Source organism: Pantoea sp. 9140, assembly GCF_000745295.1.
Taxonomy (GTDB): domain Bacteria; phylum Pseudomonadota; class Gammaproteobacteria; order Enterobacterales; family Enterobacteriaceae; genus Pantoea; species Pantoea vagans.
The window spans coordinates 754,852-779,867 of the sequence record NZ_JQNO01000001.1 but is presented as its reverse complement, the minus strand read 5'-3'; the positions used below and the strand labels follow the sequence as shown (position 1 = coordinate 779,867).

Annotated in this window: 23 protein-coding genes; 14 read left to right on the top strand and 9 right to left on the bottom strand. The window is 57.8% G+C overall.

Going from position 1 to position 25,016, the window contains the following annotated elements:
• Window positions 1-18 precede the first annotated feature (18 nt).
• The gene (gene cysS, locus FA92_RS03635) at window positions 19-1,404 is read right to left on the bottom strand and encodes a cysteine--tRNA ligase (RefSeq protein ID WP_033782242.1); all 1,386 of its coding nucleotides are present in this window, start codon (window positions 1,402-1,404) and stop codon (window positions 19-21) included.
• Between the two features lie 212 nt (window positions 1,405-1,616).
• Here cysS and ppiB point away from each other — a divergent pair, with 212 nt between their 5' ends.
• The 4 genes from ppiB to purK all read left to right on the top strand — a co-directional run bounded on the left by ppiB (window position 1,617) and on the right by purK (window position 4,525).
• Window positions 1,617-2,111 (top strand): peptidylprolyl isomerase B, encoded by a 495-nt coding sequence (gene ppiB, locus FA92_RS03630; protein ID WP_013357047.1) that lies wholly within the window; start codon window positions 1,617-1,619, stop codon window positions 2,109-2,111.
• Complete coding sequence (gene lpxH / locus FA92_RS03625; RefSeq protein ID WP_033782239.1) at window positions 2,111-2,827, top strand: UDP-2,3-diacylglucosamine diphosphatase; 717 nt, start codon at window positions 2,111-2,113, stop codon at window positions 2,825-2,827. The genes ppiB and lpxH overlap by 1 nt, the downstream gene beginning before the upstream one ends.
• A 130-nt stretch (window positions 2,828-2,957) precedes the next feature.
• A complete protein-coding gene (purE, locus tag FA92_RS03620; RefSeq protein WP_033782237.1) occupies window positions 2,958-3,464 on the top strand; it encodes a 5-(carboxyamino)imidazole ribonucleotide mutase in 507 nt (168 codons plus the stop codon).
• Window positions 3,461-4,525 (top strand): 5-(carboxyamino)imidazole ribonucleotide synthase, encoded by a 1,065-nt coding sequence (gene purK / locus FA92_RS03615; protein WP_033782233.1) that lies wholly within the window; start codon window positions 3,461-3,463, stop codon window positions 4,523-4,525. The genes purE and purK overlap by 4 nt, the downstream gene beginning before the upstream one ends.
• Before the next feature lie 90 nt (window positions 4,526-4,615).
• Here purK and ybbP read toward each other — a convergent pair whose 3' ends face one another.
• Entirely contained in the window at window positions 4,616-7,033 is a 2,418-nt protein-coding gene (gene ybbP / locus FA92_RS03610) for a putative ABC transporter permease subunit YbbP (RefSeq protein WP_033782230.1), read from the bottom strand.
• Complete coding sequence (ybbA, locus tag FA92_RS03605) at window positions 7,030-7,716, bottom strand: putative ABC transporter ATP-binding protein YbbA (protein WP_033782227.1); 687 nt, start codon at window positions 7,714-7,716, stop codon at window positions 7,030-7,032. Before ybbA ends, ybbP begins: the two co-directional genes overlap by 4 nt.
• Between ybbA and tesA the strand changes: the two genes are divergently transcribed.
• The 5 genes from tesA (at window position 7,684) to FA92_RS03580 (ending at window position 11,470) form a co-directional block, all read left to right on the top strand.
• Window positions 7,684-8,310, top strand: a complete 627-nt coding sequence (gene tesA, locus FA92_RS03600) for a multifunctional acyl-CoA thioesterase I/protease I/lysophospholipase L1 (protein ID WP_187266175.1) — start codon at window positions 7,684-7,686, stop codon at window positions 8,308-8,310. The genes ybbA and tesA overlap by 33 nt on opposite strands.
• Window positions 8,311-8,340: 30 nt before the next feature.
• On the top strand, window positions 8,341-9,114 hold the full coding sequence (locus FA92_RS03595; protein ID WP_033784522.1) for an SDR family oxidoreductase: 774 nt from the start codon (window positions 8,341-8,343) through the stop codon (window positions 9,112-9,114).
• A 79-nt stretch (window positions 9,115-9,193) separates the two neighbouring features.
• A complete protein-coding gene (locus tag FA92_RS03590; protein WP_013357040.1) occupies window positions 9,194-10,051 on the top strand; it encodes a co-chaperone YbbN in 858 nt (285 codons plus the stop codon).
• Between the two features lie 58 nt (window positions 10,052-10,109).
• Window positions 10,110-11,024: an SPFH domain-containing protein gene (locus FA92_RS03585; protein ID WP_013357039.1), complete on the top strand. Its 915-nt coding sequence runs from the start codon at window positions 10,110-10,112 to the stop codon at window positions 11,022-11,024.
• The gene (locus FA92_RS03580; RefSeq protein ID WP_013357038.1) at window positions 11,024-11,470 is read left to right on the top strand and encodes an NfeD family protein; all 447 of its coding nucleotides are present in this window, start codon (window positions 11,024-11,026) and stop codon (window positions 11,468-11,470) included. Before FA92_RS03585 ends, FA92_RS03580 begins: the two co-directional genes overlap by 1 nt.
• Here FA92_RS03580 and cueR read toward each other — a convergent pair.
• Entirely contained in the window at window positions 11,458-11,862 is a 405-nt protein-coding gene (gene cueR, locus FA92_RS03575) for a Cu(I)-responsive transcriptional regulator (protein WP_033731796.1), read from the bottom strand. The genes FA92_RS03580 and cueR overlap by 13 nt on opposite strands.
• A gap of 97 nt (window positions 11,863-11,959) precedes the next feature.
• Here cueR and copA point away from each other — a divergent pair, with 97 nt between their 5' ends.
• The 3 genes from copA to ybaK all read left to right on the top strand — a co-directional run bounded on the left by copA (window position 11,960) and on the right by ybaK (window position 16,001).
• Window positions 11,960-14,473: a copper-exporting P-type ATPase CopA gene (gene copA, locus FA92_RS03570; protein ID WP_033782221.1), complete on the top strand. Its 2,514-nt coding sequence runs from the start codon at window positions 11,960-11,962 to the stop codon at window positions 14,471-14,473.
• A 71-nt stretch (window positions 14,474-14,544) separates the two neighbouring features.
• Complete coding sequence (locus tag FA92_RS03565; RefSeq protein ID WP_033782219.1) at window positions 14,545-15,348, top strand: TraB/GumN family protein; 804 nt, start codon at window positions 14,545-14,547, stop codon at window positions 15,346-15,348.
• A 173-nt stretch (window positions 15,349-15,521) separates the two neighbouring features.
• Window positions 15,522-16,001 carry a Cys-tRNA(Pro)/Cys-tRNA(Cys) deacylase YbaK gene (gene ybaK, locus FA92_RS03560; protein ID WP_033782216.1) on the top strand — a complete coding sequence of 160 codons (480 nt, stop codon included), beginning with the start codon at window positions 15,522-15,524 and terminating at the stop codon, window positions 15,999-16,001.
• Here ybaK and FA92_RS03555 read toward each other — a convergent pair.
• A complete protein-coding gene (locus FA92_RS03555; RefSeq protein WP_033784521.1) occupies window positions 15,998-16,867 on the bottom strand; it encodes a LysR family transcriptional regulator in 870 nt (289 codons plus the stop codon). The genes ybaK and FA92_RS03555 overlap by 4 nt on opposite strands.
• 89 nt (window positions 16,868-16,956) lie before the next feature.
• Here FA92_RS03555 and FA92_RS03550 point away from each other — a divergent pair, with 89 nt between their 5' ends.
• Complete coding sequence (locus tag FA92_RS03550) at window positions 16,957-17,388, top strand: multidrug/biocide efflux PACE transporter (protein ID WP_033782215.1); 432 nt, start codon at window positions 16,957-16,959, stop codon at window positions 17,386-17,388.
• Window positions 17,389-17,422: 34 nt separating this feature from the next.
• Here the strand turns inward: FA92_RS03550 and ushA are convergent, their stop codons facing one another.
• Window positions 17,423-19,189, bottom strand: coding sequence for a bifunctional UDP-sugar hydrolase/5'-nucleotidase UshA (gene ushA / locus FA92_RS03545; RefSeq protein WP_033782212.1), 1,767 nt, complete (start codon window positions 19,187-19,189; stop codon window positions 17,423-17,425).
• A gap of 544 nt (window positions 19,190-19,733) precedes the next feature.
• Between ushA and ybaL the strand changes: the two genes are divergently transcribed.
• On the top strand, window positions 19,734-21,428 hold the full coding sequence (gene ybaL, locus FA92_RS03540; protein WP_013357030.1) for a YbaL family putative K(+) efflux transporter: 1,695 nt from the start codon (window positions 19,734-19,736) through the stop codon (window positions 21,426-21,428).
• A 281-nt stretch (window positions 21,429-21,709) separates the two neighbouring features.
• Here the strand turns inward: ybaL and FA92_RS03535 are convergent, their stop codons facing one another.
• The 3 genes from FA92_RS03535 to adk all read right to left on the bottom strand — a co-directional run bounded on the left by FA92_RS03535 (window position 21,710) and on the right by adk (window position 24,786).
• Window positions 21,710-23,011, bottom strand: coding sequence for an inosine/guanosine kinase (locus FA92_RS03535; RefSeq protein WP_033782211.1), 1,302 nt, complete (start codon window positions 23,009-23,011; stop codon window positions 21,710-21,712).
• Between the two features lie 57 nt (window positions 23,012-23,068).
• Window positions 23,069-24,028: a ferrochelatase gene (gene hemH / locus FA92_RS03530; RefSeq protein ID WP_013357028.1), complete on the bottom strand. Its 960-nt coding sequence runs from the start codon at window positions 24,026-24,028 to the stop codon at window positions 23,069-23,071.
• Window positions 24,029-24,141: 113 nt separating this feature from the next.
• Entirely contained in the window at window positions 24,142-24,786 is a 645-nt protein-coding gene (gene adk, locus FA92_RS03525) for an adenylate kinase (RefSeq protein ID WP_013357027.1), read from the bottom strand.
• Window positions 24,787-25,016: the final 230 nt, after the last annotated feature.

Here is a 25,016-nt window from a genome sequence, read left to right as displayed (position 1 = left end):
TTGCTCGCCCTCTCCGGTTTATTTTCGACGCCAGCTGGAGCCTTGTGGCCCATCCTCGACGATGACCCCCAGCGCGTTAAGCTTGTCGCGTGCAATGTCCGCTTCCGCCCAGGCTTTGGCGGCACGCGCATCGGCACGGGCTTTCACCCAATGTTCGATCTCGGCAACCTCTTCGTCATTCACCTGAGCGCCGCTTTGCAGGAACAGCTCAGGATCCTGCTGCAGGATGCCCAGCACGTTAGCCATCTCACGCAGCTTCGACGCCAGCCCATGTGCTGAAGCGCCATCTTCGCTTTTCAGGCGGTTAACTTCACGCGCCATATCGAACAGCACCGAGTAGGCTTCCGGGGTGTTGAAATCATCGTCCATTGCGCTGCGGAAACGCGCTTCAAACGCTTCGCCGCCGTGCGCTTTAACGCTGCTGTCGGTGTGACGCAGTGCGGTATAAAGACGCTCCAGCGCCGCACGCGCCTGGTTCAGGTTATCTTCGCCATAGTTAAGCTGGCTGCGATAGTGACCAGACATCAGGAAGTAACGCACCGTCTCCGCATCGTAATGTTGCAGCACGTCACGCACGGTGAAGAAGTTGCCGAGCGATTTAGACATCTTCTCGCGGTCAACCATCACCATGCCGGAGTGCATCCAGTAGTTGACGTACGGACCGTCATGGGCGCAGCTCGACTGGGCGATTTCGTTTTCATGGTGCGGGAACATCAGGTCCGAACCGCCGCCGTGGATGTCGAAATGGGTGCCCAGCTGTTTGCAGTTCATCGCCGAGCACTCGATATGCCAGCCAGGACGACCGTTGCCCCACGGCGATGACCAGGCTGGCTCATCCGCTTTAGACATTTTCCACAGCACGAAGTCCATCGGATTACGCTTCACGTCCGCGACTTCAACCCGCGCGCCCGCCTGCAGCTGCTCCAGATCCTGACGCGACAGTGCGCCATAATCGGTGTCGCTCAGCACATCGAACATCACGTCGCCATTGTCCGCCACATAGGCGTGACCGCGAGCGATTAGTGTTTCTACCAGTTCAATGATTTCCGCAATGTGACGGGTGGCACGCGGTTCCTCATCAGGTGGCAGGATCCCCAGCGCGGCGAAGTCGTTGTGCATCTCGCCAATCATACGGTTGGTCAGCGTTTCGATGCTCTCACCGTTTTCATTGGCGCGTTTGATGATTTTGTCATCAATGTCGGTGATGTTACGTACATAGTTAAGCTGATAACCGAGGTAACGCAGGTAGCGCGCCACCACGTCAAACGCCACGAACGTCCGCCCATGACCAATGTGACAGAGGTCATACACCGTGATGCCGCAAACATACATCCCGATTTTACCGGCATGAATGGGTTTGAATTCCTCTTTCTGTCGACTCAGGGTGTTATAAATCTTAAGCATTGAACGGTTCCGTTTTCGCGTGTGGTTGGCTTTTTTAAGTATCCAGACATTGTGCCGTATTTTTATCGCTCGCGCGACGCAAAGCAAGCCAACTGCGCCGTGCTGCTGACGCGTCATTGGAAATTATGATATAAGAACGGTCGACTAAAAGGGGTACGCCAGTTAAGAGCGCGATCCCGGCAACTGATCACAACCTTTACAGGACAACAAAAATGGTAACTTTCCAGACGAACCATGGCGATATCGTAATCAAAACTTTCGATGATAAAGCGCCGGCAACCGTACAGAACTTCCTGGATTACTGCCGTGAAGGTTTTTACGACAACACCATTTTCCACCGTGTTATCAACGGCTTTATGATTCAGGGCGGCGGCTTCGAGCCGGGCATGAAGCAGAAAGCTACCAAAGATGAAATCCAGAACGAAGCGAACAACGGTCTGAAAAACACCAAAGGTACGCTGGCAATGGCACGTACCTCTGCACCGCACTCTGCGACCGCACAGTTCTTCATCAACGTGGCTGACAATGACTTCCTGAACTTCCGTGACGAAAGCGTTCAGGGCTGGGGCTACTGCGTATTCGCAGAAGTGGTTGAAGGCATGGACGTGGTCGAGAAGATCAAAGCCGTTTCTACCGGCCGCAGCGGCATGCACCAGGATGTGCCAAAAGATGACGTCGTGATCCAGAAAGTGACCGTCAGCGAGTAATGTCCCGCACGCTGTTTATCGCAGATCTCCATCTGTGTCAGGAAGAACCGGCGATTACCGCCGGTTTTCTGCATTTTTTACAGCGCGAAGCGCCCCACTGCGACGCGCTCTATATTCTCGGCGATCTGTTTGAAGCCTGGATTGGCGACGACGATCCCAATCCGCTGCATCAGCAGATTGCCCGCGCCCTGCGCGCCTTGCCAGTTCCCGTCTGTTTTATTCATGGCAACCGCGACTTCCTGATTGGCCGACGCTTTGCGCGCGCCAGCGGCATGACGCTGCTGCCGGAAGAACAGGTACTGACGCTCTACGGCCATCGGCTGCTGATCATGCACGGCGATACGCTCTGTACGGACGATGCGGGTTATCTGCGCTTTCGTACCAAAGTGCACAATCCCTGGATTCAGCGCCTGTTCCTGGTGCTGCCGTTATGGATCCGCAAACGTATCGCCGCCCGGATGCGCGCCGACAGCAAACAGGCCAACCAGCACAAATCCCAGACCATTATGGATGTGAATCAGGATGCCGTGGCCGCCGCGATGCTGCGCCAGCAGGTGCCGCTGCTGATCCACGGCCACACCCATCGCCCGGCAATCCATACGCTGAGCTTAAAAGGTGAAACGGCGCAGCGCGCGGTGCTGGGTGCCTGGCACAGCCGTGGCTCGATGATTCAGCTCGACGCCAGCGGCATTCAGCTTATCCATTTCGACTTCTGATCGCCGGTTAAATCCACGACATCTGGCCGACGCAACCGTTTTCCTTGCGTCGTTGTCATGCTATTCTCAGTGCCCTTCAAAACCTGTCCGCCCGGCCAGGTCTGTTTGTTTATTCACAGGAGTTGACCGCATGTCATCCAACGCCCCGGCCCGCATCGCCATTGTTATGGGTTCCAGAAGTGACTGGGCCACCATGCAGTTCGCCGCTGAAATCCTCACCAGCCTGGACGTCCCTTTTCATGTTGAAGTAGTCTCTGCGCACCGCACCCCGGATAAACTGTTCAGCTTCGCCGAAACGGCAGCGGACAACGGTTTGCAGGTGATTATTGCTGGCGCAGGTGGCGCGGCGCATCTGCCGGGAATGCTGGCAGCAAAAACTCTGGTGCCGGTGCTGGGTGTGCCGGTGCAGAGTGCGGCCCTGAGCGGCGTCGATAGCCTCTATTCGATTGTGCAGATGCCGCGCGGTATTCCGGTCGGTACGCTGGCGATTGGCAAAGCGGGTGCGGCTAATGCCGCCCTGCTGGCCGCGCAGATTCTGGCGCTGCATGACAGTGCGCTGGCATCCCGCCTGAATACCTGGCGTGAGAGCCAGACCGATGAGGTGCTGAACCATCCCGATCCGCGGGTGGATGCATGAAGCCGGTCTGCGTACTGGGCAACGGCCAGTTAGGCCGTATGCTGCGCCAGGCGGGTGAACCGCTGGGCATCGCGGTCTATCCGGTAGGTCTGGATGCCGACCCTGCCTCCTTGCCGATCGCTGACAGCGTAATCACCGCCGAAATTGAACGCTGGCCGGAAACGGCGCTGACGCGTGAGCTAGCGAGTCATCCGGCTTTTGTTAACCGTGATATTTTCCCACGTCTAGCCGATCGCCTGACGCAGAAACAGCTGCTGGATCAGCTGGGACTGGCGACCGCGCCATGGCAGTTGCTGGCGGATAAAAGCGAATGGCCAGCGGTGTTTGATTCACTGGGCGAGCTGGCGATTGTGAAAAGCCGCACCGGCGGTTACGACGGACGGGGTCAGTGGCGTCTGCGTGCTGATGAAACTGACCAGCTGCCAGAGGCATGCTACGGCGAATGCATCGTTGAGCAGGGCATTAACTTTTCCGGTGAAGTGTCACTGGTCGGCGCGCGCGGTCACGATGGCTCGGTGGTGTTCTATCCGCTGACGCATAACCTGCATCAGGACGGCATTCTGCGCACCAGCGTGGCACAGCCGCAGGCGGATCAGACACAGCAGCAGCAGGCCGAAGCGATGCTGAGCGCGATCATGCAGGCGCTGAATTACGTGGGCGTGATGGCGATGGAGTGTTTTGTGACGCCAGCCGGACTGCTGATCAATGAGCTCGCACCGCGTGTACACAACAGTGGTCACTGGACACAGAACGGTGCGTCGATCAGCCAGTTTGAGCTGCATCTGCGCGCCATTCTGGGCCTGGCCTTACCGCAGCCGGTGGTGTTTGCGCCGTCGGTAATGGTGAATCTGATTGGTACCGACGTGAATCTCAGCTGGCTGCAGCAGCCGCTGGTGCATCTGCACTGGTATGACAAAGAAGTGCGTCCGGGTCGTAAAGTGGGCCACCTCAATCTGACCGACAGCAATGCAGAGCGGCTGAAAGCGGCGCTGAATGCGCTGGTGCCTCAGCTTCCGGAAGAGTACGCCAGCGGCATCGCCTGGGCCGTTGAAAAGCTGTAGTTTCCCTGAACCCGTTACCCGATTGCGGGTAACGGGTGCGTCTGGATAAAGGTCAAAGGCGGCCTGGCGCCGCCTTATTTCAGCCCTGCCTTATGCCGCATCAAACTTCCTGAACAGCGCTTTCCCTTTCAGTAACCGGACTCCCAGCCAGCCGCCACAGAGCGATAACAGCAGCGCGCCACACAACGGTAACGCCAGCCATAATGTCCAGTCAGGCTGCCATGGGAAGTCGAAAATCTTAGTCTGTAATCCCCACAGCGCCGCTTCTGCTCCCATTGCGGCCGCCACGCCGGAGACCACGCCGAGCAGCGCAAACTCACACCACAGCGTGGTGCGCAGCAGGCGTTTGCCCGCACCGAGCGTGCGATAGACCACCAGTTCCTGCCGACGCTGCCGCATCCCGACCTGAATCTGCGCCAGCAACAGCAACACACCGCAGGCAGTGACCAGTACCACCATGATCTCCAGCGCCCGGCTGACCTGCGTCAGTACCTGACCGATCTGCTGCATAATGCTGCCGATATCCAGCAGACTCAGCGTCGGAAAGGCGCGGTTCAGCTGCGCCAGCAGAACAGGATTCGCCTCCATGCGGAAGCTGGTGAGCCAGGTCTGCGGCTGGCTGTCGAGCGCACCCGGCGGGAAGATAAAGAAGAAGTTCGGCTTCAGACTTTCCCAGTCCACTTTACGCAGGCTGGTAATACGGGCGCTGAACGTCTGCGTATCACCGTCGAACGTCAGGGTATCGCCGAGCTTCAGCCCCAGCCGATCCGCCAGCTCCACTTCCATCGACACTTCACCCGCTTTCGGCGGCCAGTTGCCTGCCACCAGTGGATTGTGATCCGGGCGATCGGCCAGCGCCGTCAGGTTAAGCTCGCGGTTAAGGGCATTATCCAGTTTCGGATCGGCCGGTTTACCGTTGAGTTCGCTAAGCCGCACCCGCGCAATCGGATAGAAGGTTTCAGGCTTAATCTGATGCGCTTGCAGGAAATCACGCACCTGCGGCACCTGATCCGCCGTCATGTTGAGCAGGAAGAAGTTCGGGCTATCCGCCGGTAACTGCTGCTGCCAGCGATCCAGCAGATCGCCGCGCATCACCAGCAGCAGCGCCAGCAGCATAAACGACAGCGAAAAGGCCGCGAGCTGGCTCAGCGTCATCCCGGGCTGGCGCAGCAGCCGGTTGATCGCCAGTCGCAGTGCCAGATTGCGTACCACCAGCCGACGCAGCAGCAGCAGGGTTCCCCAGCCGAGTAACGCCAGTAATCCCGCCAGCACCACCACACCCGCCAGCAGCGCCCAGAGCATTTTACTGCCGCCGACCAGCAGCGCTAACAGCGCCACCACCACCACGATCATTACCGGAATATAAAATTTCAGCGGCCAGAGATTTGCCACCGCATCGCGCCGCAGCACCCGCAGCGGCTGGGTTGCCAGCAGCAGACGATAGGGACGCAGACCCACCAGCAGCGAAATCACAAACAGCGAACCCACAGCCCAGATCCACGGCCAGACGCTGGCCGCCGGTAAGCTGGCAGGCAACACGGGTTTCAGCATCGTCATCAGGATCGCTTCCACCCCCTGTCCCACAACGCCTCCGGCAATCGCCGCGAACAGCAGCACCGCCAGCCACTGGCCGATGATCAACCGCTGCAACGCGCCCTGCGTTGCGCCCAGGGTTTTCAGCACCGCCACCAGATCGTAGCGGCTGCGGCAATAGTGGCTCATGGCAACCGCCACAGCCGCAATCGCCAGCATCAGCGTTAGTAAGGCCGAGAGCAGCAGGAATTGCTGCGCGCGCTGCATCGAACGGCCCAGCGCATCTTCTGAGTTATCTACGCTGATCCAGCGCTGATCCGCCTTCAGCTGTGGTTGAATCCAGCGGTCATAGCGGGCCAGCTGCTCAGGATTGCCGGAAAATTTATAGCGCCAGGTGATGCGGCTGCCAGGCTGAATCGCACCGGTTCTGGCGGCATCCGCCAGATTGATCAGCAGGCGCGGTGCCATCTCAAACGGGTTAAAGCCGCCATCCGGCTCCTGAATCACCTCACCGCTGATGCGCATCTGGGTATCCCCCACTTCCAGCATGTCGCCCACTTTCAGATTCAGCAGCGCCATCAGGCGCGGTGCTGCCAGCGCGGTGCCTGCCTGCGGCCGCAGTCCTGGCGGCTGCGTCTGCAGCGTGCCAAACATCGGGTAGCGGTCATCTACCGCTTTGACGGAGGCGAGCTGCGGTGACTGATCCGCAAAGGTCATGGTCATAAAGGTGAGCTGGGAACTGACCGTCAGGCCGGTTTCCCGCGCCTTTTCCAGCCAGGCTTCGGGCGCAGCATCGGTGCTGCGCAGCGTGCGATCACCGGCCATAAAATCACGGCTCTGCTGATTCAGCCCTTTTTCCATGCGATCGCTGATCGACCCCAGCGCCAGTACGCAGGCTACCGCCAGCGTCAGGGCCAGCCAGACAATCAGCAGCGAGGGCGAACGCCACTCGCGCCAGAACCAGCGCCAGATCATTGCTCCTCCCACAATTTACCGTCGCGCAGCCGCATACGACGATCGCAGCGCGCCGCCAGTTGCTCGTCATGCGTCACCAGAATCAGCGTGGTGGCGAAGTCGCGATTAAGGGAAAAGAGCAAATCGGCGATGCGATCACCGGTTTTACGATCGAGGTTGCCGGTCGGCTCATCGGCAAACAGCAGACCCGGACGACCACTGAAGGCGCGGGCCAGCGCGACACGCTGCTGTTCACCGCCTGACAGCTGAGCGGGCAGATGATGCAGACGTTCACCCAGCCCGAGCAGCGTCAAAAGTTCCCGTGCCTGTTCGCGGCTCTGGCGGTCGCTGTCGCCGCGCAGGAGTGATGGCAGCTGAACGTTCTCCTGCGCATTCAGGGTCGGCACCAGCATGAATGACTGAAACACAAAGCCGACCTGCCGGGCACGCAGGGCCGCACGCTGCTCTTCGTTCATCTGGTGCAGCGGCTGCCCCAGCAGATGAACTTCGCCGCTGCTGCCATCGTCCAGCCCGGCCAGAATGCCCAGCAGGGTTGACTTGCCGGAGCCGGACTCGCCAATCAGCGCAATGGTCTCGGCTGGTTTGACAACCAACTCAACTCCGGTGAGGATGGTTAACTGATGCTCTCCCTGACCGACGGACTTAGTAAGATGATGAACTTCAACAATGTTTTCCGCTGGCATTATCCCTTCCTGTTATTGATTCTTCTGATGGCGTCGCGTCTTGCTGCTGCAGATACCCTGATGGTGCTGGGCGACAGCCTGAGTGCAGGCTATCGTATGTCTGCCACGGCGGCCTGGCCCAGCCTGCTCGATAAGCAGTGGCAGCAAAAACCGAAAGTGGTCAACGCCAGCATTAGCGGCGATACTGCCGCACAGGGACTGGCGCGTCTGCCTGCGCTATTAAAACAGCATCAGCCGCAATGGGTGTTAATCGAACTGGGCGGTAACGATGGTCTGCGCGGTTTTCCGCCTGATGCTATCGCGCAGAATCTGAGTAAAGTCATCGACGATGTCAAAGCCGCCAATGCAAAGCCGCTGCTGATGCAGATCCGCCTGCCCGCCAACTATGGCCGCCGCTACACCGAAGCGTTCAGCGGCATCTACCCTGGCCTGGCGCAGCAGCATGATATTCCTCTGGTGCCCTTTTTCATGGAGCAGGTCTATCTGAAGCCCGGGTGGATGCAGCAGGATGGCATTCATCCTAATCCTGATGCCCAGCCGTTTATCGCCGGGTTAATGGCAAAAGAACTGGCTCCCTTAGTTAAGCAGCCGTAGCGCGCCTGGATGCGCAAAAAGGGTAAAGAAATGCAAAAAACCATTCTGATTACAGGTTGTTCCAGCGGTATTGGCCTGGTCGCCGCGCACGATCTGCTGGCGCGGGGTTATAAGGTGATCGCCGCCTGCCGAAAAGCCGACGATGTCGCCCGCATGAACACGCTGGGTTATACGGGCATCCAGCTCGATCTCGACGATCCGCAGAGTGTCGATCGGGCAGCGGATGCGGTACTCGCGCTCTGTGATCACCGTCTGGCCGCACTGTTTAACAATGCCGGATTTGGTCTCTATGGCCCGCTGCATACGCTCTCGCGTCAGCAGCTGGAGCAGCAGTTTTCCAGCAACTTTTTCGGCGTCCATCAGCTGACGCTGCGGCTGTTGCCCGCGCTGCAGGCCAGCGGTGATGGCCGCATTGTTAATACCAGCTCGGTGCTGGGCCTGATCTCCACGCCTGGCCGGGGTGCCTATGCCGCCAGTAAATATGCGCTGGAAGCCTGGAGCGATGCGCTGCGGCTCGAAGTGCGCAGCCGTGGCATCCGGGTCAGCCTGATTGAGCCTGGCCCGATTGAGACCCGCTTTACCGACAATGTGACGCAGGGGGAACAGCATAACCCGGTGCGTAACCCGGGTATCGCGGCACGCTTTACCCTGCCAGCGGAAGCCATTCTGCCTAAACTTCGTCACGCACTCGAGAGTAAACATCCACGTTTGCGCTATCCGGTGACGCTGGTCGCACACGTAATGAGCCTGCTGAAACGGTTACTGCCAGGCTGGATGCTGGATCGCATTTTGCGCAGCCATTAATCAGCCATGCGCAATAGCGCTTGAAGCCGGGCCAGTTGGCCCCATATTCTTAGAACACTTTTTGCAAAGAGACTTATCCATGTCACCACACGCTTCTATCATCGACATCAACGAATCTAACCTGCAGCAGACCCTTGAGCAGTCGATGCAGCTGCCGGTGCTGTTCTACTTCTGGTCTGAGCGCAGCCAGCACTGTCAGGAGCTGACACCTGTGCTGGAGCGTCTGGCGCAGGAGTACGCGGGTCAGTTTATTCTCGCAAAACTCGATTGCGACAAAGAGCAAAGGGTGGCGTCGCAGTTTGGTCTGCGTTCAATCCCGACCGTCTACCTGTTCCAGGATGGTCAGCCGGTTGACGGCTTCCAGGGACCGCAGCCGGAAGAGGCGATCCGTGCCCTGCTGGAAAAAGTGCTGCCGCGTGAAGAAGAACTGAAAGCGCAGCAGGCGATGGCACTGATGCAGGAAGGTAAACCGCTGGAGGCATTGCCGCTGTTAAAAGATGCGTGGCAGCTGAGCAACCAGTCCAGTGAGATTGGTTTCCTGCTGGCAGACGTGCTGATTACCCTGAACCGCAGCGATGAAGCGGAGGCGGTGCTGAAAGTTGTCCCCCTTCAGGATCAGGATACCCGCTATCAGAGCCTGATGGCGCAGATCGATCTGCTGAAACAGGCTGCGGATACGCCGGAGATTCAACAGCTGCAATCCGAGCTGGAAGCGGACCCGTCTAACGCCGGGCTGGCTGCTAAACTCTCGTTACAGCTGCATCAGGTCGGTCGTAATGAAGAAGCACTGGAACTGCTGTTCAGCTTCCTGAAATCCGATCTCAATGCCGCTGATGGCCAGGCGCGTAAAATGCTGCAGGAGATTCTGGCAGCGCTGGGAACCGGCGATGCACTGGCTGCGCGTTATCGTCGCCAGCTCTATTCCCTGCTGTACTAAACAGCACCAACACGGGCCGAAGCGACTCGGCCCGTTAATCTGACAATGCGGAGGTTGTATGATAACAGTGATTCCTGCCCTGATTATTCTGGCACTGGTTGCGGTCTGGGCGACCGTCAAGATCGTGCCACAAGGTTTTCAATGGACGGTTGAGCGCTTTGGCCGTTATACCCGCACGCTACAGCCAGGATTAAGTCTGGTGGTACCGTTCATGGATCGCGTCGGTCGCAAGATCAACATGATGGAACAGGTACTGGATATCCCCTCTCAGGAGATCATCTCCAAAGATAACGCCAACGTCACCATCGATGCGGTCTGTTTTATTCAGGTCGTTGACCCGGCGCGTGCCGCCTATGAAGTCAGCAATCTTGAGCAGGCGATTCTGAACCTCACGATGACCAATATGCGTACCGTGCTGGGCAGCATGGAGCTGGACGAAATGCTGTCACAGCGCGACAGCATTAATACCCGTCTGCTGCATATCGTGGATGAAGCCACCAATCCGTGGGGCGTTAAGATTACCCGCATCGAGATTCGCGACGTGCGTCCACCGCAGGAGCTGATCGGCGCAATGAATGCACAGATGAAAGCGGAGCGAACCAAGCGCGCCGATATTCTGACGGCCGAAGGGGTGCGACAGGCGGCGATCCTGCGCGCGGAAGGGGAGAAGCAGTCGCAGATCCTCAAAGCGGAAGGTGAACGTACCTCGGCGTTCCTGCAGGCAGAAGCCCGTGAACGTCAGGCTGAAGCGGAAGCTAACGCCACTAAAATGGTCTCGGAAGCGATCGCCGCGGGAGACATTCAGGCTATCAACTACTTCGTGGCGCAAAAGTACACCGATGCGCTGCAAAAAATCGGTGAAGGCACTAACAGCAAAGTCGTGATGATGCCGCTGGAAGCGAGCAGTCTGCTGGGGTCGATTGCGGGCATCGGTGAACTGCTGAAGGAATCGCGTACCGAGTCGAAACGCTGATGCTGATGGAAATCATCGCGCATCCGCACTGGTTCTGGCTGACGCTGGGTGGATTACTGCTGGCGGCTGAGATGCTGGGCACCAGCGGTTATCTGCTGTGGAGCGGCCTGGCGGCAGTTATTGTCGGCATCTTTGAGTGGCTGGTGCCGGTGAGCTGGACGACACAGGGGTCACTCTTTGCCGTGCTGACGCTGGTCTGCGTCTTTCTGTGGTATCGCTGGATGCGCCACCGTGAAACGCGTCAGACGCCTAATGCCCTGAACCAGCGCGGCAGCCAGATGATCGGGTTGCAGCTGACGCTGGATACCGCGCTACATAACCGCACCGGGCATATACGCATCGGTGACAGCAGTTGGCGGGTTGAGGCGGAGCAGGATCTGCCTGCCGGCACGCCGGTCGTCGTGGTCGGCATTGAGGGGATTACTCTGCGAATTCAGCCACGCTGACCGCAGCATCCGGCCAGATTATTGATAATCGGGCACTCTGCGCTCTCATCGCCCGGACAGGCGTCCGCCAGCGCCAGCAGACGAGCGCGCATGGCGTGAAGCTCTTCAATGTGCGCCGCAATTTCATCGGCTTTCTGCAGCGTACGGGCTTTTACATCGGCACTGTGTCGCGAGGGATTATTAAACAGCGCCACCAGCTCGCGGCACTCATCCAGCGTAAAACCCACCTGCCGCGCCTGACGTAATAGGTTCAGTTCATCCAGATGGTGACCGTCGTAATGGCGGTAACCATTTTCACTGCGCAACGGCGGCGTCACCACGCCTTTCTCTTCGTAGAAACGAATCGCCTTGCTGGTCAGCCCGGTCTTTTTCGCCACATCGCTGATGTTCATTTTCGTCCCCTTGACCTTCCCCTTGATGGAAGGTTTATGCTTAAGCATGAATCGAAACTGACCAATCGGTCAAATGGGATCACAAGAGGAGTTGATTATGTCACACACTATTTCTCTGGCACTGGACGGCTTGTCCTGCGGCCACTGTGTCAAACGCGTCAAAGAGGCACTCGAGCAACGCGACGATGTTGATCAGGCTGAGGTGACCCAACAGGAAGCGCAGGTCTCCGGTCACGCGGATGCGACTGCACTGATCGCCACGGTTGAGCAGGCGGGCTATCACGCGACGCTGAAAACGGCGGACGTGTCCCCAAAGTCTGAACCGTTGACAGCATCGGAGCCGCCGCCGGAGGCGCTGACAACGGAGATCCCTTCTCATCCGGCAGAAAAAACATTACCTGCCCACGTGCTGCTGATTGAAGGTATGACCTGCGCCAGCTGCGTAAGTCGGGTGGAAAAAGCGCTACAGCAGGTCACAGGCGTCAGCCAGGCGCGGGTCAATCTCGGTGAGCGCAGTGCGCTGGTGCTGGGCAATGCTGACCCGCAGCAGCTGGTCGCTGCCGTTGATGCCGCGGGTTATGGCGCGCAGGTGGTGGATGACGAGCAGGAGCGACGTGAGAAGCAGCAGCACAGCGCCCGCAGCGCGATGCGGCGTTTCAGCTGGCAGGCGGCTATCGCATTAGCCTTTGGCGTGCCGCTGATGGTCTGGGGCATGGTGGGCGACAACATGATGCTCACCGACCATAACCACGGCATCTGGCTGACGTTGGGCATCGTGACGCTGCTGATCATGGTCGTGACCGGCAGTCACTTTTATCGCAGCGCCTGGCGCAGTTTACGTAATGGCAGCGCCACCATGGATACGCTGGTGGCACTCGGCACCGGCGCGGCCTGGATTTACTCCTTTAGCGTGGTGCTGTGGCCCGACTTTTTCCCGCCGCAGGCGCGCCATCTCTATTTCGAAGCCAGTGTAATGATTCTGGGCCTGATCAATCTGGGGCATGCGCTGGAGCAGCGCGCGCGTCAGCGATCGTCCAAAGCGCTGGAACGACTGCTGGATCTGACACCGGCTCAGGCGCGGCTGGTCGATCCCCGGGGCGACAGGCTGATCGCGGTCAGTAACGTCCAGCCCGGCATGACGCTGCGGCTGGTCACCGGCGATCGGGTGCCGGTCGATGGCGACATCACCACAGGGGAAGCCTGGTTTGATGAAGCGATGCTCACCGGCGAAGCGGTGCCGCAAAGCAAAAGTCCGGGTGCGGCGATCTTCGCCGGCACCCTGGTGCAGGATGGCGCGTTAGAGTTTATCGCCCGGGCGACCGGGAATCACACCACCCTGTCGCGCATTATCCGGCTGGTGCGTCAGGCGCAGAGCAGCAAACCGGATGTGGGCCGCCTGGCCGATCGCATCTCCGCTGTGTTTGTGCCGGTGGTGGTATTAATTGCGCTGCTCAGCGGCGCAGTGTGGTACCTGTTCGGGCCGCAGCCACAAATCGCCTACATGCTGGTGATCGCGACGACCGTCCTGATTATCGCCTGCCCCTGTGCGCTGGGACTGGCGACGCCGATGTCGATTATTGCCGGTGTTGGCCGTGCCGCCGAGCTGGGCGTACTGGTGCGCGACGCCGATGCCCTGCAGCGCGCCAGCCAGATCGACACGCTGGTGTTTGATAAAACCGGCACCCTGACGGCCGGAAAGCCGCAGGTCAGTGAAGTGCTGGTCTGGGGTAATGCCAGCCGTGAATCGGTGTTAACGACTGCGGCTGCGCTGGAGTTCGCCTCAGGTCATCCGCTGGCGAAAGCGATTGTCGCCGAAGCGAAGCTGACTCAGCCAGCGTCGTTAACGCAATTTCGTACAATACGCGGCAAAGGGGTCAGCGGTAGTCTGGATGGCAGAGCGCTGCTGCTGGGTAACGCAGCGCTGTTGCAGGATAACGGCGTCGACTACCGGGCGGCAGAAGCAGCGATCACGCGCCTGACGCAACAGGGTGCCACGCCGGTATTACTGGCGGAACAGGGGCAACTCACCGGGCTTATCGCGCTGCGCGATCGGCTGCGTCCTGAAAGCAGTGCAGCCCTTAAGCGACTGCATCAGCAGGGTTATCGCCTGATTATGCTGACCGGCGACCATGAAAGTACCGCACGCGCCATCGCTGCCGAAACCGGCATTGATGAAGTGATTGCAGGCGTATTGCCTGAAGGCAAAGCGGCTGCAATCGAACAGCTACAGCAGCAGGGCCGTCGCGTCGCGATGGTCGGTGATGGCATCAATGACGCACCTGCACTGGCGCAGGCGGATGTGGGCATTGCGATGGGTGGCGGCAGCGATGTGGCGGTAGAAACCGCGGGTATTACGCTGATGCGCGCCGATCTTAACAGCGTGGCAGATGCGTTAGCGCTCTCTTCCGCGACGCTGCGCAATATCCGGCAGAACCTGTTTGGCGCATTTATCTATAACAGTATCGGTATTCCGGTAGCCGCGGGCGTGCTCTATCCGCTGACCGGCACCCTGCTCAGCCCGATTGTGGCAGGTGCGGCGATGGCGCTCTCCTCCATTACCGTGGTCAGCAATGCTAACCGCCTGCTGCGTTACCGGCCACCGCGCCAGTAATCGCCGTTTCAGCGCTGTTTTTCACGCTCTGAAGTCGCTAGCATGGGGTTTTGAATCGCAAAGGACCGGGAATGACAGGCAACATCTGGCGCTCACTGCGCGGCCTTATCAGCCAACTTTTTCCCGCCAGTTACCGCTGGCCTGCGCTGGATGTCCGGATTGGCAATCGTCAGCTGCATCTGGTGGGCAGCATCCACATGGGAACGCGTGACATGCAGCCGTTGCCCGCTCGCCTGCTGCGGCAGTTGCAGCAGGCGGATGCGCTGATTGTGGAAGCCGATATTACCCAGGGTGGCTCACCCTTTGACCATTACGGCGATCGTCCTGCGCTCTCTGAACGACTTGAGAGCAGCGCGATGCAAACGCTCACCGCACTGTGTCAGGAGATGAGTCTTACGCTTAGCCTGCTGGATAATCTGCCTGCCTGGCAGGTGGCGCTAATGTTACAGGCTCAACAGGCACAGAGGCTGGGATTACGGCCTGACTACGGCATTGATTATCAGCTGTTGCAGGCAGCGAAAAGCCTGAACAAACCCGTGATTGAACTGGAAGGCGCCGATGCGCAGATCGCCCTGCTGACCGCGTTACCGGATGATGGCATGGCGCTGTTACAGGATACGCTGCTGCACTGGCACACTAATGCACGACTGCTGCAGATGATGGTGAGCTGGTGGCTTGATACGCCGCCACGCCAGCCGGAAATCACCCTGCCCGCGACGTTCAGTCAGGCGCTGAATGATACGTTGATCGGTCAGCGTAATGCGCAGTGGTGTGACCGGCTGCAGGGGTTGGCGGCGGGAAACTATGTGGTTGCGGTGGGTGCTTTGCATCTTTACGGCGAAGACAATCTGCCTGAGATGCTGAAGAAGCCCTGAAAAAAAGAGAGCCGATAAGTTTATCGGCCCGTCAAAGAGGAATTTGTTTATGATTTTGGTTATCGCTCAGCAATCAGATTGCTGGCGCGCGGCCAATTTTACGCAAAGAACAAAATTTCGCCACCTTTTTCCATGATTCTGCGCAATAAGATTTTTCTTAGTAAGGAACCTGTATGACGCCCGCCGTAAAATTGCTGGAAAAACAAAAGGTCAGCTTTATTCTGCATCCTTATGAGCATGACAGTAACGAAACGCATTTTGGTGACGAAGCGGTCCGCAAGCTTAATCTTGATGCGCGCCAGGTCTATAAAACGCTGCTGGTGGCACTGAATGGTGAGGCGAAACAGCTGGCGGTAGCGATTACGCCGGTATCGACCCAACTCGATCTGAAAAAGGTGGCAAAAGCGCTGGGCGCGAAGAAAGCGGATATGGCCGATCCGCAGCTGGCACAGCGGGTTACCGGCTATCTGGTGGGCGGTATCAGTCCGCTGGGGCAGAAAAAGCGTCTGCCCACGGTAATCGATGACTCTGCCAGCGCGTTTGACGCCATGTTTATCTCTGGCGGCAAACGGGGCCTGGATATTGAACTGGCGCCTCAGGATCTTTCACGCCTGCTGGACGCGCCGTTTGCGGATATCGCCCGCCACGACTAAACCCGCGGCTGGGCGCACAGCTGATCGATCATCCAGCGCCCCGCCGGACCGGGCGGCGTTCGTCGTGACCAGACGACTTCAACGGCGATGTGCTGTGGCCAGCCCGACATCGACAACTCTTTCAGCACGCCATGCCCAAACTGTTTCACCAGCCAGCGTGGCAGAATCGTCCAGCCAAATCCCTGCTCCGCCATCTCCAGCAACAGTAAATAGGTGGGTGCTGACCAGATGCGACCCATAGGCGCGGGTTCATGTGCCTCAACCCAGGTGTTAAGTCGCAGATGCCGCACGCTTTCCAGTTCGCTTTCGCTCAGGGTATCAGGCTGTGCCAGCGGATGATCGCGATGTAAAAAGACCGCCATCTGCGCTTCAACCTGCAGCCGCGCTACTGCGATATCAACCGGCAGATTGGGCTGCGCCCGCACGACGCCCAGATGTACCCGCCCGGCCTGCAGCAGATCCAGGACATCCCCATCTTCAGCAATCATGACTTCCAGTTCGATCTCCGGATAACGGGCATCAAATTGCCTCAGCAGATGTTCATGATGATCGGTTTGCCAGAAATCGGACATGGCAAAACTGAGCCGGGGTTCAACGCCCTGCGACAGACGTATCGCCAGCGCATCCAGCCGCTCGCTGGCCGACAGAATCTGCTGAACCTGAGGAACAACCCGGCGTCCCTGCTCGGTGAGGATCGGCTGACGGCCCGTGCGGTCGAACAGCTCAAAGCCGAGGTCATCTTCTAAATTTGCCACCGCTGCGCTGATGGTGGACTGACTTTTACCCAGCGCACGCGCGGCCGCCGAAAAGGAGCCACTCGCCAAGGTCTGCATAAACGCCTCAAGGGATTCCGGGGAGTATCGCATCTGTTCCATCGCTTTTTTCGATAGGTGTTCATTTTATCTTAGCATTCTGACATGTGAAAATGCGCCGCATTATTGAAGGAGAACAAACAATGCGTACCCGCTCACTTAAAGAACGTATTCTTCATGCTGTCTGCTTTGAAACGCTGGCGATTCTGACCGTTTCGCCGCTGGCAGCATGGATCATGAATAAACCGCTGTTTCAGATGGGCTCGCTGGCGATCATGCTCTCTACGGTCGCGATGCTATGGAATATGATTTACAACAGCGGGTTTGATCGGATCTATGCGCCAGGCCAGAAACGCGGTCCGGGCGTGCGCGTGTTACATGCGCTGGGATTTGAAGGGGGATTTATCCTGATTGGTCTGCCGATCGCCGCCCTGATGCTGGATATCACCCTGTGGGAAGCTTTCCTGGTCGAAGTAGCCTTCTTCCTATTCTTCCTGCCTTTCACCATGGCTTACAACTGGGGATGGGACAAACTGCGCGAGCGCTGGATCAGACGTCACACCTGCCGGGCATAAGAAAAACGGGAGGCGCAAGCGCCTCCCGGTCAGTTCAATGCGTGGCGGCTGTTTCGTTCCGCCACGGCCAGATCCACGCCAGAATCATTTTGGGATAATTACGCTTCCGTGCTTTCTCTGCTGCCTCATCCCGCGCCCGAATCTGCTCATCGGTCAGATGTACGATCTCGCCTTTCGGCTGATAGTCACTGGCTTTAACCGGTGAATGCGCCTTAATAAAGTCGCGCAGCACCTGCGCATCGACTGCTCCGCTGTTGACGTACCCGGCATGATTATCCAGACGCGGATAGCCGTCGCCGCCCGCCGCATTAAAGCTGTTGGTCGCCATGTGATAATGCTGCATATCTTCAATCGGTTTGCCGTTAATACGGACGTTACTGACATGCTTTCCGTCGGCGGTCAGGCTGATACCGGCAAACTGGGCATAGCCACCTGAGTCAGGCTGAATATTGGCGACCACATCCAGATATTTTTTGATCTCTGCGCCGGTCAGGCTGACCGAGACGACCTGGTTGCTGAACGGCTGGACCTGCAGCAAATCACGCCAGCTCAGCTTGCCCGATTTCAGCGAGGTGCGAATACCGCCGCCGCTCATCACCGCAAAATCGGCTTTAGTATGCGTCATCTGGGCGCGCAGAATCAGCTGGCCGAGATTGGTCTGCTCAAACCGAACCTGCTCTTTTTCACCGCTGAAGTCGCCGTCAACGCTGCCGACACTCAGGGTCAGCTTCGCCTCTGCCCGCTTCTGAAACGGCATCAGCAGCTTCATCATCGCGGTATTTTTCGGGATCTCTTCCTGCCAGGTGAGCCAGGTTTCACTGCCATCTGCATTCTTTACCTGATGTTTGAGGTTGACCGGCACCAGCTGATAAGCCTCCAGCGACACCTCTCCATTACGGAAGGTGAAGTCGCCACGGCCGACATATTTGCCCCACTTGTCGGCCTGCATAATCCAGATGCCGTTCTGCTGATCGGGTTTGCAGGGCTGGCTGGGCTGATAATTTTTAACGCTGACGTTCTCTTTTTCCATGCAGACCGCATCATGAGAATGTCCACCCACAATCAGATCGATTGTGCCGGCAGGCAGGCTGCGGGCCAGAGTAACGTCATCGATGCCGTTGCTGCCATGCTTACCGTCGTCATAGTGGCCAAGGTGAGTCAGCGCGACAATCACGTCCGGCTTCTCGGCGGCACGCAGTTCAGCAACCGCCTTCACCGTCTCCGCGACAGGATCGCGGAACTCGGTATCTTTCAGCCCAGCCGGGTTAGCCAGTTTTGCGGTGTCCGGGGTAATTAACCCGACGACAGCGATTTTCAGCCCGAGACGGTTGAATACCGCCCAGGGTTTAAACAGGCGCTGATCGGTGCCTTTCTGATAAACGTTGGCGGCCAGCAGCGGGAATCGCGCCCACTTCTCCTGCTTGCGCAGAACCGCAATCGGCTTGTCGAACTCATGATTGCCCAGCGCCATCGCGTCATAGCCAATCAGGTTCATCGCGCGAAAATCGGGTTCAGCATCCAGCTCGTCGGACTCCGGCACGCCGGTATTTACATCACCGGCAGAGAGAATCAGTGCGCCGCCGCCTCTGGCCTGGACATCGTAGCGCAGGGTATCCATCAACGTTTTCTGCGCCGCCAGACCATATTCGCCCTGCGCATTAAACCAGAAGTGGCCATGCTCATCGTTGGTGTGCAGCAGGCTGAAGCGATAGGTGCGATCGGCCTCGGCGGCCTGTGAAAACAGCGGCATCAGGGCCACCAGTAGCGCCACACCTGCCCCTGTCCATTTTGATAACAACACGGTGATTCTCCTTAATTTACTTTCTGGCCCGATTATTTGCCGCTTTGCCCCACTGTGTCGCATATTCCCCCGGCGAACTCAAGGCCAATGCACATCTGCATGCTTGCAGGTGCTCACGCTTTTCGTCTCTGCCTCCCCTTTGCAGAGCCGCAGAGTGACCCCCGTGCAACAGCGGGCTATCGTGCCAGCCTGGGTCCGGTTTCTCACGGCTGAGCAGGAACAGGCAGTAAACCATGTTGTTAACCAATTGTTTACTGCTGCAAAAGTGCCGCTGGCTGGCTTTACACTCTCTGCGCGCACATTTATCCCTTATTCCTCCCAGAGCGGCGTAATTTACCGAAGCTAATTTTTATTTATCCGGCCCTGTTTAAAGCGTCAAATCAGCCAATATTATGGATAATGGACAAAAACACCCTTTCGATTGTGTTTTCGACTTTTTTTCATGCTTTTTTAAGGTATTCCCGCAAATTGCTCAGCGAAAGAGGTGATTTTGTTTTAAACTCATTTGTTACAAGCGGATACATTTGTATACAAGGAGACAGGCATGCATCACACCACACCGTTGATCACTACCATTGTCGGAGCGCTGGTTCTGGCATTTCTCCTTGGGATGCTGGCAAACCGCCTGCGTATTTCGCCCCTCGTTGGCTATCTGATGGCCGGCGTGCTGGCTGGCCCCTTTACGCCCGGCTTTGTCGCAGATACCAATCTGGCCCCTGAACTGGCAGAACTCGGCGTTATCCTGCTGATGTTTGGTGTCGGCCTGCACTTCTCAATGAAAGACCTCATGTCGGTAAAGTCGATCGCCATTCCCGGTGCCATCGCGCAGATCGCAGTCGCGACGCTACTGGGAATGGGATTGTCATGGACGCTGGGATGGTCGTGGATGACCGGCCTGGTGTTTGGTCTCTGCCTCTCTACCGCCAGTACCGTGGTGTTACTGCGCGCGTTAGAGGAACGACAGCTGATTGACAGCCAGCGTGGACAGATAGCCATTGGCTGGCTGATTGTCGAAGATCTGGTGATGGTGCTGACGCTAGTGCTGCTGCCAGCCATTGCGGGCATGATGGAACAGGGCAACGCCAGCGCCGGACTGCTGGCCTGGGACCTGCTGTGGACCATCGGCAAAGTCGCTGCGTTTATGGTGCTGATGATGGTGGTGGGACGCCGTGCCGTGCCCTGGATCCTCGCCCGCAGCGCCGCCACCGGCTCACGCGAACTGTTTACGCTGGCGGTGTTAGCGCTGGCATTGGGCATCGCCTTTGGGGCCGTTGAATTCTTTGATGTTTCGTTTGCGCTGGGTGCTTTCTTCGCCGGTATGGTATTAAACGAGTCGGAACTGAGCCACCGCGCCGCACGCGATACCCTGCCGCTGCGTGATGCGTTTGCCGTACTGTTCTTTGTTTCGGTCGGCATGCTGTTCGACCCGTCGATTCTGGTGACGCAGCCGCTGGCGGTACTGGGCGCGCTGGTGATTATCGTGGTGGGCAAGTCGGTTGCCGCGTGGCTGCTGGTATCGCTGCTCGGCCATTCGCGCCGCACAGCACTGACCATTTCGGTCAGCCTGGCGCAGATTGGTGAGTTCGCCTTTATTCTCGCCGGTCTGGGCATCTCGCTGGGCCTGCTGAGTGATGAGGGCCGTAATCTTGTGCTGGCCGCCGCTATTCTGTCGATTATGCTTAACCCGATTCTGTTTACCCTGCTGGAGCGTTTCCTGGCCAAAACGGAATCCATGGAAGAACAGACGCTGGAAGAAGCTATTGAAGAAGAGAAGCAGATCCCAGTGGATTTCTGCAATCACGCAGTGATTGTGGGCTATGGCCGGGTTGGCAGCCTGATTGGTCAGAAGCTGCTTGAGGCTAATGTTCCGCTAGTGGTGGTTGAAAACTCCCGTACGCGGGTCGAAGCGCTGCGCGAACAGGGCATCAAGGCGGTGCTGGGGAATGCCGCTCGCGCGGACACTATGGAACTGGCACGGCTCGACTGCGCCCGCTGGCTGTTACTGACCATCCCGAATGGCTACGAAGCGGGTGAAGTGGTGACGGCGGCGCGTGAAAAACATCAGAATATCGAGATTATCGCCCGCGCTCACTATGACGATGAGGTGGAGTACATCATGGAGCGTGGCGCTTCGCGCGTGGTGATGGGTGAACGTGAGATTGCCAGCAGTATGCTGCAAATCCTGCAGGATGAGATGACGCAGGGCGAAGATTTACAGCCCTGCGACGTCGTGCGCTAATGCCTTTTTAGCAAGGCCTCGCAGGCTACTGATATATCAAAATCAGGGTAAATTTTACCGCAACGAATAAACTCAATGCGCAGGGAACATGGGCAGAGGAGGAAAGCGTCCCGCGCCATGGACGGTGCGGGCCGAGCGGCCAGGGATGGTTTAAGCGCCTTTTCGATCTGACCGTGTTCCCTTAGCAGGCTAGATCTCACCGCTAAACGAGCCAGACGTTGCCAGTCATCTAAGGCCCTTCTGTTCAGAAGGGCCTTTTTTACGCCCTGAGGCGACCCGCGTTACCGATCCCAGTAAGACTCTTCCAGACTGTCTTCGCGCTCCGGCAGGCCGCGGGTTAAACGCGGTGAATGCTGATTCAGCACCTGATAGCTGACGCGGTTGGCATACTTACACACCTGTGCCAGCGACGAATAGGTCAGATACGGACGCGCATGTTTACTGGAGTTCGGCACATTCAGGCTGTGATAGTTGTTAGCCGTAATGTCATGCAGCAACGCCGCCAGCGCGCCATCTCCGGCGCCATTGGTGTTCATGATCTTTTCCGGCCCGCCCATATAAGGCGCGATGTGCGAGAAGATGCGCAGCGGCTGCTGGCAATCCTGCTGACGCATCACGCGGCTGAACTCATACTGGTTGAATTCCGCAATCGCGCCAGGCAGCAGCGGATGGTTGGTTTTGCGTTTGAACTCGTCTTCGGTGTAGCCCGCCATATAAAGCCCAATCGGGCCAGCGGTGCAAAGCACCAGATCCACCCAGTCCAGCGCCATATTGGAAGCAAGCAGCGGATCGGATTCGCCGGTCAGCGCCAGCGCTTCCTCCTCGTTCATCGCCACGATGCTGACGTGCTCACGCAGGAAATCCCGCCAGAACTGAGGATTGTCGCCAATCACATGTTTGGTGCCCAGCGTCAGCACCACCGGCACGTTGTGGCGTTTGGCATATTCAATCGCCTGTAACGTTGCGTGCGGCATGGGTTCACCTTCGGCGCAGCGCACCAGATAGGAGGTCAGCACCAGCGCAGACGCTCCAGCAATCACTTCTTCCGGCACATTATCCGGATGTAGCTGGTTCATCTGGCCGGGGCTGATCGCGAAGGTTCGCTCTCCATGTTCGCCAATCAGCGTAAAGCAGCGGCCAATAGCGCCATCAACGCCCTGCAGATAGTTAAGATCGACCCGGCTTGAGGTGTTGCAGAGATAGCGATAGGCGTAGCCGCCAATCTGGATATTGTTGCACATCACGCCCAGCAGCACGGAGCGGTCATCGGCCAGCACCGAGAAGTTGTGCAGCGTGTTACCAATGGTGCCACCGGCAAACTGATGGGTGATCAGCGCATCGCGCATCAGCTCGTTGTACAACGCTTCCGCGACGGCATTATCGATAACCAGCGAGTGCCCGGCACTCAGGCCGTAACGGGCGAGAAAGTCGTCATCGACTTTGGCTTCGATATCCACCAGCGTCTGGTCGATACCCACCACCCAGCTGCCAGCATCTACATCGTGCTGAGCGGGCTGTAACAAGGGATCGCGTGCGCTGACGGGAAAGTAGTGTTTGGATTTGCGTTTGCCGGGAAATTTCATCGGGAATGCCGTCTGGAAAAACAGGCGGAGAATGATATCACACTCTCCGCCTGCGCTTTAACGGCGTGCGTCGACCAGTTGCACCATCATGTCGATATGCGCCTCATCGGCGTTCAGCGCCGGGATATACTCAAACTTCTCACCGCCGGCATGCATAAAGATTTCGCAGTTTTCACCACTGATCTCCTCCAGCGTTTCCAGGCAGTCAGACGAGAAGCCCGGACTCATGACCTGAACATGTTTGATCCCTTTGGCAGGCAGACTTTCCATGGTTTTGTCGGTGTAAGGCATCAGCCACGGCTCACGACCAAAACGCGACTGGAAGGTCATCATGTACTGATCCTCACGCAGACCCAGCGCTTTGACCAGGGCCGCCGTGGTATCGGCACAGCGCTGCGGATAGTCATCACCTTCGTTGGCGAAGCGCTGCGGAATGCCGTGGAACGACAATACCAGCAGATCGGGCTGACCGTGCCGTTCAAACGAGCGCTCTACCGTCGCTTTCAGTGCAGCGATATAGGCCGGATGTTCGGCGTAATCACGGATAAACTGCACATCGGGCAGCGAGCGATACCCTCTGAAGACGGTGGTCAGGCCATCCCATACCGCGGCCACGGTAGAGCAGGAGAATTGCGGATAGAGTGGCAGTACAATCAGGCGGGTGACGCCCTGCGCCATAAGCTTATCCACTGCGCTTTTCAGGCTCGGATTGCCATAGCTCATACCCAGCTCGACAGGCATATCGACGCGAGCCGCCAGGGCATCACGCTGACGCTGACTGTAGACCAGCAGCGGTGATCCACCTTCCATCCAGACCGATGCGTAGAGCTTCGACACGCGCGGCGAGCGAAACGGCAGAATGACAGCATTGAGAACCGGCCACCAGAGCCAGCGCGGTGCATCGACCACGCGCGGATCGCTTAAAAACTGTTTCAGATAGCGTTTAACTGCAGGTGTGGTTGGGGCGTCTGGCGTACCTAAATTAACCAATAACACGCCGGGCTTATCTTGCCTCATTTGAGTTCCTTGATGACAACGGGGATGCGTGAAAACAGGGAAATTGTAGCGGAATTAGTGGGAGGTAAAAGCAATTACTGCAAAAGGGGCCAGTGATACCGGCCCCATTGAGCTTAGCCGAGGATCTTTGCCAGCTCGGCACTCACTTCGGTCACCTTACGGGTGCCGTCGATTTTGTGATAGGCGGTGTTGCCCGCTTCGGCTTCTTTGCTGTAGTAAGCAATCAGCGGCGCGGTCATCTGATGGTATTCCACCAGGCGCTTACGCACGGTCTCTTCCTGATCGTCTTTGCGCGTGGTCAGCTCTTCGCCTGTGACATCATCTTTACCTTCCACTTTCGGTGGATTAAAGGTGACGTGATAAACGCGGCCAGATGGCGCGTGAACGCGACGGCCCACGATACGTTCAACAATCAGCTCGTCCGGTACAGCGAACTCCAGCACGTGATCAACGGTGATCCCGGCTTCTTTCATTGCATCTGCCTGAGGAATGGTGCGCGGGAAACCGTCGAGCAGGAAACCGTTTTTGCAGTCTTCCTGAGTGATACGCTCTTTAACCAGCGCAATCACCAGCTCATCGGTTACGAGTTTGCCAGCATCCATGATGGCTTTCGCCTGGTTACCCAGCTCGCTGCCTGCTTTTACTGCTGCACGCAACATGTCGCCAGTGGAGATTTGCGGAATGCCGTACTTCTCCATGATGAATTGGGCCTGAGTCCCCTTACCTGCGCCCGGAGCTCCGAGCAGAATAATACGCATTGCGTAAATCCCCTTGCGAATCGCATTGATCTATCTTAGAAGCGGAAGAACATACCATTATGACCCGCTCATCACAAGGAAGGGCGAGGATCGCTCAGGGCGGCTTTACTCTGTTTGTGGCCCTGAACCCGACCCGGCGGGTCGGACTGCTGCTTTTTCAGATTAACCGCCTGCGCTGAGCAGAAATGGCGGGATGCCGCACAGCCATAAAAAAAGCCGGTGATCATCAC